The sequence below is a fragment of the Mesorhizobium sp. M1227 genome (assembly GCF_040318315.1).
Lineage (GTDB): Bacteria > Pseudomonadota > Alphaproteobacteria > Rhizobiales > Rhizobiaceae > Mesorhizobium.
In genome coordinates, this window is sequence record NZ_JAMYLZ010000001.1 from 66,799 (window position 1) to 78,951 (window position 12,153).

The following is a 12,153-nucleotide window of genomic DNA, read 5'->3' on the forward strand; positions in this document are numbered from 1 at the left end:
CGCCTATGCCGGCCGCTGCAGCGGCGCCCGTCGGCCCAGCCAGCCCGAGATCCTTTCCATCTGCGCGGCGAACGACAAAAGCGTTTCCTCGTCGCCGGGGCGGCCGGCGGCCTGGACGCCGAGCGGCAGGCCGGCATCGGTGACGTAAACCGGAAGCGTGATCGACGGTTGCCCGCTGACGTTCTGGATCGCCGGCCAGTGGGTGAACCACAGGCTCTTGTCCATCAGCTGGCCGAATAGCGGCTTGAACTTCAGCAGGCCGGCGAGGCGCAGTCTGTCCAGGACATTCTCGATGAATTCGTCGGCGCCTTTCGGGTCCATGGTGCCGCAGGCGAGCGGCGGGTGCGCGATGACAGGCATCAGCACTGCATCATAGTGCGCGGTTTCGGTGATAAGCCGGCGCGAGGTTGCGTGCAGCCGCTGCAGGCCGGCATAGATTTCGCCGGCCGAGAGGATTTCACCGAACCGGCTCATCACGCGCGTGGCGCGTTCGATGTCGCCTGAGATGGAGCGGCCGACGCGCAAGGCCTCGCCACGCATCGTGCCGGCCACCGCCGCGGCGACGGTTCTGGCGAAATCGGCGATGAAATCACGATCGATATAGGGCAGGTCGATCTCCTCGACGCCGTGCCCGCCTTCGCGCGCCAGCGCAATCGCCGCATCCAGAGCTTTCAACGTCTCTTCGGATATCGGCAAGCCGAGCGGCGATTTTCGATAGAAGGCGAGCTTGAGCTTGCCCGGATCGCGCCCGGCGGCCGCAGTGAAACTGCCGTTCGGCGAGGGTGCCGCGTAGGGCGACAGCGGGTCGGGCCCGTGGGTCAGGTCGAGCAGCAGGGCCGTATCGCGCACGGAGCGGGCCAACGCATGGTCGACGACGAAGCCGTACCAGCTTTCGGTGACGAGCGGCGTCAAGGGTACGCGGCCGCGCGAGGTTTTCAGCCCGACCAGCCCGGTGCAAGCGGCAGGCACCCTGATCGAGCCGCCGCCATCCGAGGCATGCGCCACCGGCACGACGCCGGCCGCGACCAGCGCAGCCGCACCGCCCGAGGAACCGCCGGTCGTATGCGCGGTGTTCCATGGATTGCGGGTGACGCCGTAAGCCACCGACTCGGTCACCAGCCTCAGCCCGTGTTCGGGTGCGGTGCTGGTGGCGATCGGGATCAGGCCGGCGGCCAGATAGCGTTCCGTCATCACCGAACTGAAATCGGGGGTGAAAGCTGGGATGCGGCTGCCGCCATGCGTCGGCACGCCTTTCATGGCGATGCCGAGGTCCTTCAGCGCAAAGGGCACTCCGGCAAGCGGCAGCTTGTGGTCGACGGTTTTCGCTCGCGCCCGCGCCGCCTCAAAAAGCGGTTCGGCGATGGCGTTGATCTCCGGCAGGGTGGCCTCGGCCCGGGCGATCGCCGCATCGACGAGATCTTGCGGTGTGATCTCTCCCTTGTGCACGAGTGCGGCCTGGCCGGTTGCGTCATGCTCCCACAGAACCCGCTCGATCGACATGGTCGCCCTCCCGCTCATTGCAAGCTAGCGGGCGGCGATTTCATTGGCAATCGACGCTGGCGCTGCCGGTGCGCAAGACCATTTCAGTCGTTGCAAATACATTACAATCGCCTAATTTGGCGGCGAATGACGCCGCAGGACATCAGCAACCTGATTGTCCGGACTTCGATGAAGGACCGGGCTGCGTTCGATCTGCTCTACCGGCAGACCAGCGCGAAACTTTTCGGCGTCTGCCTTCGTGTATTGAAGGATCGGGGAGATGCTGAAGAAGCGCTTCAAGAGGTCTTCGTCAAGATATGGACGAAGGCGGACCGTTTCGCCGTTTCGGATCTGAGCCCGATCTCCTGGCTGGTGGCCATTGCGCGCAATCATGCGATCGATCGGATCAGGGCGCGGCGAGAGCCTGCCGCCTATATCGATGCCGCGCTCGACGTGGCCGATCCGGCGCCGGGGCCGGAGACCATGGCCGTGGCGGGCGGTGAGTCCGAACGCATCTACCATTGTCTCGAGGAATTGGAGAAGGACCGGGCGGCGGCCGTTCGGGGCGCCTATCTGGATGGCAAAAGCTATGCCGAACTGGCGGAGCGCTATGGCGTACCGCTGAACACGATGCGGACCTGGCTGCGGCGCAGCCTGTTGAAACTGAGAGAATGCCTGGAGAGATGACGCTGGCTGACGACAATGGACCGGAACGTGGGGGCGACGACCTGTTCGCCGCCGAATACGTTCTTGGCGTTCTGGCCGCCGATGAACGCGAGATCGCGTCGCGCCGCATCGATGCGGACGCCGCCTTCGCGCGCCTTGTCGATGCCTGGGAGGCGCATCTTTCGCCGATGGCCGCCGCCTATCCGGAGACAGAGCCTCCGATCAGGGTCAAGGAAGCATTGGACCGCCGGCTTTTCGCTGCAGAGCCGCGCGCCGGCCTGTGGTCGAGCCTTGGCTTCTGGCGCGGTCTTGCCGCCGCCGCCATTGCGGCGCTGGCGATCTACATCGCCGTGCCTTACTTCCGCCCGTCCACCGAGCCGCCGCAGGCGCGGCTTGTCGCCTCGCTGGCGGCCGAAGGCAGCGACGTCAAATATCTCGTCGTCTACGATGCCGCCCGTCACGAGGTCGGTCTTTCCCACGTTTCCGGCGAGCGGGCCGCCGGCAAGGACTTCGAGCTGTGGATGATCGAAGGCAAGAAGGCGCCGGTGTCGATGGGCGTCATCCCGGCCGGTGCGACCGCGCATTTGGCCATCCCGCCCGCCGTCCAGGAGAAATTGGCGCAAGGCGCCGTGCTTGCGGTCAGCGTTGAGCCGGCCGGCGGTTCACCGACCGGCCAGCCGACTGGACCGGTGGTCGCAGCGGGCGATCTGAAGAGCATCTGACCGCTTCTCATCGCGGGAAGCAGACCTGAAATCTATCTCCCGCGATGTAGACGCCTGCAAAGCTTGTTGGCGGCTGTCGATCCGAGCCCGGCAAATTGCAGCGACAAATATTTTTTTGCGGAGAGGGCGAAACTCCAGCATTTCTATCGCGTATCTCCTTGCGTTCCCAAATGAGGGGAACGATAACCCGAGGAGATTGAAATCATGCGTAAATTCGCCACCCTTTTGCTTGCCGGCACGGTCGCCATTTCCGCGCTCGCCACCATTGCCTATGCTCAAAATCCGATGGTCGGCGGCGCCGCCATGTATGCCCAGAAAAACATCGTCGAAAATGCTATCAACTCGAAGGACCACACGACGCTGGTCGCTGCCGTCAAGGCAGGCGGCCTGGTCGATACACTGCAAAGCGCTGGCCCCTTCACTGTGTTCGCGCCGACCAACGAGGCCTTTGCGGCACTTCCAGCCGGCACGGTGGAGACGCTGCTCAGGCCTGAAAACAAGGACAAGCTTGTCAAGATCCTGACTTGCCATGTCATCGGCGCCAAAGCGATGGCCGCCGACGTCGCCAAGATGGTCAAGAACGACGGCGGCACCCACAAGGTCAAGACGGTCGGTGGTTGCGAACTGTCGCTCAAGGCCGACGGCGGCAAGGTCACCGTGACCGACGAGAACGGCAACGTCGCCAATGTGACGATCGCCGATGTCGAGCAGTCCAACGGCGTCATCCACGTCGTCGACAAGGTTCTCCTGCCGAAGATGTAACAAACGCACGCTGCCGGCGAAGATATCGCTAAGTGCCTCCCTGCGCACGCTCCGCGCCGTTCACGCAAGATGTGGATAGGCGCGGAGTCCCGCTTTGAGGACAGCGAACGTCACCGGCTTTTGATTTCCGTGTGGCGGTCGAATTTGGCACAAGCAATGACAGGAGGAATGGCCATGAACCGTCGCGAGCTTCTTTTGAGTGGTGCGGCAGCCATTGGCGTTGTCGCAGGCGCCACCGCGCTGCGCATGGGCGGAGCCCAGGATGCACGCGCGGCTGAGACTTTCGAGGTTACCAAGACCGAAGCCGAGTGGCGCGCCATCCTGTCCGACGCGGCCTTCAATGTGCTGCGCAAGGAGGGCACGGAATACCCGGGCACCAGTCCGCTGCTCAACGAGCACCGCAAAGGCATCTTCGCTTGCGCCGGCTGCGGCCTGCCGGTCTATTCGTCAGAGACCAAGTTCGATTCCGGCACAGGCTGGCCGAGCTTCTGGCAGGAAATCCCGAATTCCGTCGGCAAGACCGTGGACAGGTCTTTGGGCATGACCCGCACGGAGGTCCATTGTCGCCGCTGCGGCGGCCATCTCGGCCACGTATTCGACGACGGTCCGCCGCCGACCGGGTTGCGACACTGCATCAATGGCGTTGCCCTGACCTTCAAGCCGGCGACCGGGTGAGGACGGCTGCGACCCTGACTTTGTCGGAGCGCGAGAGGACTTCGTAATGGTTGATTTTGCGCATGACCCCGAAAATCGCTTTTCGGGGTCATGCGCGAGGGCGCCAGGCGGGGGATCCAGCGCGCCTCAATGGCCTCCGCCACCGCCGCCCTGAGCGGCTGGCTTGCGGATCACCAGGGTGAAGAGCCCAAGCGTCGCGAACAAAACCGTCAGCATGAAGAATACGTCCATGAACGACAGCAGCGACGCCTGCTGCTGGACCATGCCTGACAGTTTGGAGATGGCCGCCTTGGAGGCGTCTAGCCCGGCGGTCTGCTCGAAGTTGAGCGTCATGTTCTGCAGCTTCTGCTGCGCAGCGGCACTTCCCCATTGCACGTGCTCGGAAAGCCTGGCGTAGTGGAAGGCATTGCGGTCGATCAGCACGGTGTTGATGACTGCCAGGCCGACGGCGCCGCCGAGATTGCGGGTCAGGTTGAACAGGCCAGACGCATTCTTCAGCCGCTCCGGCGGCAAGGTTCCGAGCGCAATGTTGTTGATTGGCACCATGCAAAGCATCATCGAGCAGCCGCGCAGGATCTGCGGGATCAGCAGTTCATAGAAATCCCAGTCGGCGGTGAGATGCGTCATCCACCAGGTCCCCGTGGCGAAGCCGAAGAAGCCGATCATCATCATGATGCGCGGGTCCATCTTGTTCGACAGGATGCCGGAGATCGGCGCAGTGAAGAACATGGCTAGGCCGCTGACGAACAGCGCCTCGCCGATCATCATCGAATCGTAGCCGCGGATCCGCCCCAGGAACACCGGATAAAGATAGGTCAGACCGTAGAGGCCGATGCCGACGACGAAGGAGAACAACGAGCCGAAGGCAAAATTGATATTGCTGAAAGCCCTCAGATCGACAATCGGCTCCTCGGCGGTGAACACGCGCCAGAAGAACAGCACCGCGCCGAAGGTCATGATGACGGCGCAGATGAACACCGCCTGATCCTGCAGCCAGTCGTTGTTGGGACCTTCCTCCAGCACATATTCCATGCAGCCCAGGAAGGCGGCCATGCCGGCAAGCCCCCACCAGTCGAACTTGCTGAACAGCTTGAGATTGGGTTTGTCGAAGTCGATCAGCGACCAGGCGGCCGTCGTCACCAGAATGCCGGGCACGACGTTGACCAGGAACAGCCAGTGCCAGGACATGGCATGGCTGATATAGCCGCCGACGGTCGGGCCGATGGTTGGCGCCAGCGTCGCCACCAGGCCGATCATCGGCGAGACGATGGCGCGGCGCGACGGCGGGAAGATGGTGAAGGCGGCTGCAAAGACGCTCGGGATCATGCCGCCGCCGATGAAGCCCTGCACGGCGCGGTAGACGATCATCTGGTCGATATTGGTTGCGGTCGCCGCCAGCGCGCTGGCCGCCGTGAAACCTGCCGCCGAGATTGTGAACAGCACCCGCGTCGACAGCATCCGGCTGAGGAAGCCCGACAGCGGGATCATCACCACCTCGGCAATCAGATACGCCGTCTGCACCCACGGAATCTCGTCCGAACTGGCGCTCAGGCCCGCCTGGATCTCGGCCAGCGAGGCCGAGACGATCTGGATGTCCAGGATCGCCATGAACATGCCGAACACCATTGCCAGGAAGGCGATGACGCGGCGCGTCGAGATGTGGTCGACCGGCACCGGCATGGCTGGCGCCGGCGCCGATCCTGCAGTTAGGGTTGCGGTCGCCATGACCCTTGCTCCCGGTTCCGCTTTACTTCGATGCCGAAGGCGCGGTGCGGCTGTCGACGGCGACGACGACGCTCAGGCCGGCGCGCAGCTTGCCCGTCTTCAGCACATCCGCGGGCACGTCTATGCGAACCGGAACGCGCTGCACCACCTTGGTGAAATTGCCTGTGGCGTTTTCCGGCGGCAGCAGCGAGAACACTGCTCCCGAAGCCGGGGCCAGCGACGACACGGTACCCTCGATGTCCTGACCGTCGATCGCGTCGACCGACACTCTGACCTTTTCACCAGGCACCAGCCGGGCAAGCTGGGTCTCCTTGAAGTTGGCGACGATGTAGAGCTTGTCCATTGGCACGATGACGGCGAGCTTCTGTCCGGGGCTGATCAGGTCGCCCTGCTCGACCGAGCGGTTGCCGACCACGCCGTCATAGGGTGCGCGCAGCACGGTGAAGGACAGATCCCGCACCGCCTTGTCGTGGGCAAGCTGCAGCGAGCCCAACGTGCTTGCCGATTCCGCCCGCTGCGCCTGGAGCACGCCGATATTCGCCTGAGCCGCCGCGATCTGCGCGTCGGCGCCGGCTAGTGCGGCATTGGCTTGCTCGACCGCCGTCTGGGCATCGTCCAACTGGGCCTGGGTACCGACGCGGGTCTTGAGCAACTGGGCGGCACGAACCTGAGCTCGCTTCGCATTATCGGCCGCGGCCTGGTCGGCGGTCTTCTGCGCCTGCGCCTGCTTGAGCGAGGCGCGCGCCGCCTCGGTCTGGGCATCGATGCGGTCGAGCGTCTTGCTCAACGTGGCGATCTGCGCCTCGGCCTGGGCAACGGCTATCTTGTAGTCACCGTCATCGACGATCAGCAGCGGGTCGCCGGCCTTCACCTGCTGGTTCTCGGTCACTTTGACCTGATCGACATAACCCGAGATTTTTGGCGAGATGAACGCGGTGTCGGCCTGGACATAGGCATCGTCAGTCGTGATCATGAAGCGCCCGTCGGTCCAGTAATCATAGCCATACCAGGCGCCGGCGCCCAGCAGGGCCAGGCCGATGATGGGCAACAACATCGAGCGCGTCGAGCGCTTCTTCTTGGCGGGAGCCAGCGGGGTGACGTCGGCGGGCTTGAGAGGGGTTTCCGGCGCTTCGATCGCAGGCTGGACCTTGGCACTGGGGAAGGGGCGGACTTCGGCACTGGTGGGCGCGTTCGAGGACATGATATCTCTCTAAATTAACTGGCGCTGAATTTTGTCAGACTGAACCGTTCGGTTCGATCTCGACGTTGACTTAGCGCTTAAAGAGGACCATATCAAGAGCAATCGAACCGGATGGTTCGAATTATTTTACGAGGTGTGACATTATGGCCGAAGCCCCCAAGGCCGCTCCTTTGCCTGATTCAGGCCCATTGCCCAGCGCTGGCAAGGACCAGTGCGATCTGCTGGACAGCCTGCCGCGCGGCCGCCCGGCCGCGGGTCAAGACCCGGTCAAGCGCAGCCAGATCATCGACGGTGCGCGCCGTGTCTTCATCGAAAAGGGCTTCGAAGCCGCGTCGATGAACGACATTACGCGCGAGGCCGGCGTGTCCAAGGGCACCATCTATGTCTACTTCGCCAACAAGGAAGAGCTCTTCGAAGCGCTGATCGAGGAAGAGCGCGGCACGATTTTCAAGAACATGTATGAGGTGCTCGACCAGATCGGCGACCTTCGCCAGACGTTGGTGAAGTTCGGCATCGTGCTGTCCATGAAGATCACTTCCGCGAGGGTCATCCTGGCGCAGCGGACGGTGATCGGCGCGTCGGAACGCATCCCGGAGCTTGGTGCCCGGTTCTACGAACGCGGCCCGAAGCGTGGCCATGACAGGGTCGTCGTTTTCCTCAACATGGCTATCGAACGCGGCCTGCTGAAGATCGACGACGTCGAGCTTGCCGCCTATCAGTTCACCGAACTGTGTCTGGCCGGTCTTTTCCGCCAGTGCATTTTCGCCTATCGCACCAAGGCGCCAAGTGTGGCCGAGATCGAACACATCGTCAGGTCGGGCGTCGATGTGTTCCTGAAGGCCTACGGCACCGAACAGCTTGCAGAGCAGGAACGGGCCTCCAGCCCCGCCTGACAGGCTGCCAGGGTCGGTGGCCTATCCGCCATTGGCGGCGAGCACGATCGCCGCACGCAGTTCCTCGAGACCCTCGCTCTTTTCCGACGACGTGGCGAGCACGAAGGGAAATGCCGCCGGGCGTTTCTTGATCTTCTGGAGCGTTTCCTCGATCAGCCGCGGTACCCCCGCCGCTTTGATCTTGTCGGTCTTGGTCAGCACGATCTGATACGACACCGCCGCCTTGTCGAGCAGCGACAGCACCTCGTCGTCCTTGGCCTTGATGCCATGGCGGGCATCGATCAGCACGTAGACGCGCTTCAGCGTCACCCGGCCCTTGAGATAGTCGAACACGAGCTTCGTCCACTCGTCGACCTTTTCCTTCGGCGCCGTGGCGTAGCCATAGCCCGGCATGTCGACCAGCGCCATCGGCGGCAGGTCGGCGCCCTCTCCCGAAAATCCGCCCGGCACGAAATAGTTGAGCTCTTGCGTGCGGCCCGGTGTGTTGGAGGTGCGCGCCAGCCCCTTCTGGTTGACCAGCGCGTTGATCAGCGACGATTTGCCGACATTGGAGCGGCCGGCAAAGGCGATCTCGGGCGGTCCCTCCGGCGGCAGGAATTTCATCGCCGGCACGCCGCGGATGAAGATCCAGGCTCGCGTGAACAATTCGATGCCGATCGTGGTCTTGTTCAACGCGTTCAAACCGCCGCCTCCAGAAGAAAAATGTTGCTGCCACGAATAGCATCGAGATTGCGGCTGATCTTTTCCACTGGCCAGTGCCACCACGCCAGCGCCAGCAGCCGCCGGATGGTCCTGTCATCGAAGCGCATCTTCACCACTTTGGCCGGATTGCCGGCGACGATCGCATAGGCCGGCACATCGTGCGTCACCACCGACTTTGCCGCGACGATGGCACCGTCGCCGATCTTCACGCCCGGCAGCATAACCGCTTCCATGCCGATCCAGACGTCGTTGCCGACGATTGTGTCGCCACGCACCTCCTTCGACCATGTCGCCGGGTCGAAGCCTTCCTCCCAGCCGTGACCAAAGATGTTGAACGGATAGGTCGAAAAGCCGGACATGGCGTGATTGGCGCCGTTCATGATGAAGCGCGCGCCTTCGGCAATGGCGCAGAACTTGCCGATGATCAGCCTGTCGCCGATGAACGGATAATGATGCAGCACGCATTTTTCGGCGAATTTGTCGGGTCCGTCAGGGTCGTCATAATAGGTGAAGTCGCCGATCTCGATATTCGGCGCCGTCACCAGCGGCTTCAGAAAGCCGACGCGCGTGTGCAACGGGATTGGATGCTTGATCGATGGATTGGGTCCGGTCATATCGAGCTCCGTCGGGCAACTGCCAGCCAGGTCAAAATAGCGCGATCCGTCCGGCAGTACCAATCGCTTAATCCAGGCGGGCAGCCTGTGCAAAAAGCCCCGGACGAACCGGGGCTTTCTGGTTTCGCACTATCGGAGCGCCGGCTATTCCGCCGGCGACGGTTTCTTGCGGAACAGCGCGACCAGATTGTCCCACAATTCGATCTTGGCGCCCTGCCGCTTCATGATCACGCCCTGCTGCAGGATCGACAGCGTGTTGTTCCAGGCCCAGTAGATGACGAGGCCGGCCGGAAAACCCGCCATCATGAAGGTGAAGATCACGGGCATCCACGTGAAGATCGCCGCCTGAGTCGGGTCCGGCGGCGTCGGGTTCATGCGCATCTGCAGGAACATCGTCACGCCCATGATCAGCGGCCAGACGCCGATCATCAGCATGTGCGGCAAGGTAATGGGGATCAGCCCGAACAGGTTGAAAATCGATGTCGGGTCCGGCGCCGCCAGATCCTGGATCCAGCCGAAGAACGGCGCGTGCCGCATCTCGATGGTGATGTAGAGCACCTTGTAGAGCGAGAAGAACACCGGGATCTGCAATGCCACCGGCCAGCAGCCGGCGAGCGGATTGATCTTCTCGGTCTTGTAGAGCTCCATCATCGCCTGCTGCTGCTTCATCTTGTCGTCCGCGTATTTCTCGCGGATCTCGAGCATCTTGGGCTGCACCTTCTTCATGTTCGCCATCGACGCATAGGACTTGTTGGCGAGCGGGAAGAACAGCGCCTTGACAATGACGGTGGTGGCGAGGATCGCCAGACCGAAATTGCCGAAGAATTTGTAGAGCGTGTCGATCAGCCAGAACATCGGCTTGGTGATGAAATAGAACCAGCCCCAGTCGATCAGAAGGTCGAACTGGCGGATATGACGGTCCTTTTCATAGGCGTTGATCGTCGAAACTTCCTTGGCGCCGGCGAATATCTCCGATTCCACGGTCGTCGATTGCCCGGGAGCGATCGTGACCGGATCGGACAGGAAATCGGACTGGTAGCTGTGCGGATGGGGCCCGCTCTTGAACTCGAAATAAGAGAATTTGGGCTGAAATTCGCGGCCGCTCGGCGGCACCAGGGTCACCGCCCAGTATTTATCGGTGATGCCGAGCCAGCCGTCGGTCGACTTGCCTGGCTTGAATTCTCTCTCCGATTCGACCTTGGAGTATTTGTATTCTTGTAGGCCTTCGCTGCCGGTAACACCGATCAGGCCCTCGTGCAGCACATAAGTGCTGGCGATAGCCGGCTTGTCGAAACGGGTGACGCGGCCATAGTTCGACAACGTCGCGGGTGCCGAGCCCCCATTCTGGACCGTGTCGGACACGGTGAACATATATTGGCTGTCGACAGAGAAGGTGCGCTTGAAGGTCAGGCCCTTGTCATTGGTGAAGGTCAGCGTGACCGGCGTCGCTGGCGTCAGAGTCGCATTGCCGTCGGTCTGCCAGACCGTGTCAGGGCCGGGCAGCCTGCCCACATCCGGCGTGCCGGAAAAGCCGATCTCGGCGAAATAGCCGTTCGGCAGCGACGCCGGGTTGAGCAACGCGATCTCGGGCGAAGTCTTGTCGACCGTCTCCGTGTAGTGCTTGAGCCGGAGGTCGTCGAGGCGCGCACCGGTGAGGTTGATCGAGCCTTCGAGGCTCGGCGTGTCGATCTTGACGCGGCTGGTCGAGGCAATCGCCTGCTCGCGGCCGGCCGCGGTGACGGCTTCGCCGCCAGGCGCGTTCGGAATGGCGCCCGGCTGCACCGGTGTTTCGCTGGCGCCCGGGCTGGTGCCTTGGGCGGCCTTCTTCTGCTCCGCCACCCGCTGTTCTTCGATGCGGGCGGCTTCGCGCTGCATCTCGCTGCGGGGCATCACATAGAAATATTGCCAAAGCGCCAGGATCAGCACCGACAGTGCGATGGTGATGAAGAAGTTGCGGTTGTTTTCCATCGAAGCCCTTGGCCTATCGTGTTCCACGCAATCTGCGGGAGAGTTCGGCCTTCAACTGGCCGAACGGAGTGGTAAGCACGTCTTCGCGCCCGACGATGACATAATCATTGCCCGGCGCCATGTCATCCGCGGCATGCGTGCGCACGGCCTCTCTGAGCCGCCGCCGGATGCGGTTGCGAACGACGGCGTTGCCGACCTTCCTGGTGACGGTGTAGCCAACGCGCGGCGCCTCGCTGTCGCCGCGGCCCAGGACCTCGACGAGGAAAAGCCGCCCGCGGCGCTTTTCGCCGCGGCGGACAGCCAGGAATTCCGCGCGCTTCAGAAGCCGCTTGGGATGGGCACCCGTTGGCTTGCCGGTTGCGGGCAACGATCTTGTCTCTCGCTTGGTGCTCAGGCGCTGAGACGCTTGCGGCCGCGGTTGCGGCGGGCTGCGACGACGCCGCGGCCACCTTTGGTGGCCATGCGGGCGCGGAAACCGTGCCTGCGTTTGCGGACGAGTTTGGACGGCTGGTAAGTACGCTTCATTTGTTTAAATACCGCGGGGTGCGGCCCTTCTTGATTCTGTCACTTTGTAACAGGAGCTTTGCCGGGCCGGTTTTGGCGCGATCGAAACCGCGCCGGGACGAATGGCCCGAGCGTGAGCGGGCTTATAGAAAGAAGGGTTTTGGAAGTCAATCCAGCGTGTCGGGCCGGCATTGTCGGACCGGCATCGAAGTCTTGCGGCCCTTTGTCCGGCTTCGGCCAAG

13 protein-coding genes are annotated in these 12,153 nt (G+C 62.8%); 5 read left to right on the forward strand and 8 right to left on the reverse strand.

The window, feature by feature from the left end; translation table 11 throughout:
• Positions 1-3: 3 nt before the first annotated feature.
• Positions 4-1,518 carry an amidase gene (locus tag NKH28_RS00345; protein ID WP_352977488.1) on the reverse strand — a complete coding sequence of 505 codons (1,515 nt, stop codon included), beginning with the start codon at positions 1,516-1,518 and terminating at the stop codon, positions 4-6.
• Between the two features lie 108 nt (positions 1,519-1,626).
• Between NKH28_RS00345 and NKH28_RS00350 the strand changes: the two genes are divergently transcribed.
• The 4 genes from NKH28_RS00350 (at position 1,627) to msrB (ending at position 4,304) form a co-directional block, all read left to right on the forward strand.
• On the forward strand, positions 1,627-2,166 hold the full coding sequence (locus NKH28_RS00350; protein ID WP_352540035.1) for a sigma-70 family RNA polymerase sigma factor: 540 nt from the start codon (positions 1,627-1,629) through the stop codon (positions 2,164-2,166).
• Positions 2,163-2,867 (forward strand): anti-sigma factor, encoded by a 705-nt coding sequence (locus NKH28_RS00355; RefSeq protein WP_352472348.1) that lies wholly within the window; start codon positions 2,163-2,165, stop codon positions 2,865-2,867. Before NKH28_RS00350 ends, NKH28_RS00355 begins: the two co-directional genes overlap by 4 nt.
• Positions 2,868-3,071: 204 nt before the next feature.
• The gene (locus NKH28_RS00360) at positions 3,072-3,629 is read left to right on the forward strand and encodes a fasciclin domain-containing protein (RefSeq protein WP_352539955.1); all 558 of its coding nucleotides are present in this window, start codon (positions 3,072-3,074) and stop codon (positions 3,627-3,629) included.
• A gap of 174 nt (positions 3,630-3,803) precedes the next feature.
• Positions 3,804-4,304, forward strand: coding sequence for a peptide-methionine (R)-S-oxide reductase MsrB (msrB, locus tag NKH28_RS00365; protein ID WP_352615007.1), 501 nt, complete (start codon positions 3,804-3,806; stop codon positions 4,302-4,304).
• Positions 4,305-4,430: 126 nt separating this feature from the next.
• Here the strand turns inward: msrB and NKH28_RS00370 are convergent, their stop codons facing one another.
• Positions 4,431-5,984, reverse strand: a complete 1,554-nt coding sequence (locus NKH28_RS00370; protein ID WP_245274730.1) for a DHA2 family efflux MFS transporter permease subunit — start codon at positions 5,982-5,984, stop codon at positions 4,431-4,433.
• 67 nt (positions 5,985-6,051) lie between these two features.
• Entirely contained in the window at positions 6,052-7,230 is a 1,179-nt protein-coding gene (locus NKH28_RS00375; protein ID WP_352819580.1) for an HlyD family secretion protein, read from the reverse strand.
• 143 nt (positions 7,231-7,373) lie between these two features.
• Between NKH28_RS00375 and NKH28_RS00380 the strand changes: the two genes are divergently transcribed.
• Entirely contained in the window at positions 7,374-8,123 is a 750-nt protein-coding gene (locus NKH28_RS00380) for a TetR/AcrR family transcriptional regulator (RefSeq protein WP_352539958.1), read from the forward strand.
• 21 nt (positions 8,124-8,144) lie between these two features.
• Here NKH28_RS00380 and yihA read toward each other — a convergent pair whose 3' ends face one another.
• The 5 genes from yihA to rpmH form a co-directional block, all read right to left on the reverse strand.
• A complete protein-coding gene (gene yihA, locus NKH28_RS00385) occupies positions 8,145-8,804 on the reverse strand; it encodes a ribosome biogenesis GTP-binding protein YihA/YsxC (protein WP_031193748.1) in 660 nt (219 codons plus the stop codon).
• Positions 8,801-9,439 (reverse strand): CatB-related O-acetyltransferase, encoded by a 639-nt coding sequence (locus NKH28_RS00390; RefSeq protein ID WP_023677492.1) that lies wholly within the window; start codon positions 9,437-9,439, stop codon positions 8,801-8,803. Before NKH28_RS00390 ends, yihA begins: the two co-directional genes overlap by 4 nt.
• 144 nt (positions 9,440-9,583) lie before the next feature.
• A complete protein-coding gene (gene yidC, locus NKH28_RS00395) occupies positions 9,584-11,407 on the reverse strand; it encodes a membrane protein insertase YidC (protein WP_352977490.1) in 1,824 nt (607 codons plus the stop codon).
• 13 nt (positions 11,408-11,420) lie between these two features.
• On the reverse strand, positions 11,421-11,774 hold the full coding sequence (gene rnpA, locus NKH28_RS00400) for a ribonuclease P protein component (RefSeq protein ID WP_352539960.1): 354 nt from the start codon (positions 11,772-11,774) through the stop codon (positions 11,421-11,423).
• Between the two features lie 23 nt (positions 11,775-11,797).
• Positions 11,798-11,932 (reverse strand): 50S ribosomal protein L34, encoded by a 135-nt coding sequence (gene rpmH, locus NKH28_RS00405; RefSeq protein ID WP_008833937.1) that lies wholly within the window; start codon positions 11,930-11,932, stop codon positions 11,798-11,800.
• Positions 11,933-12,153: the final 221 nt, after the last annotated feature.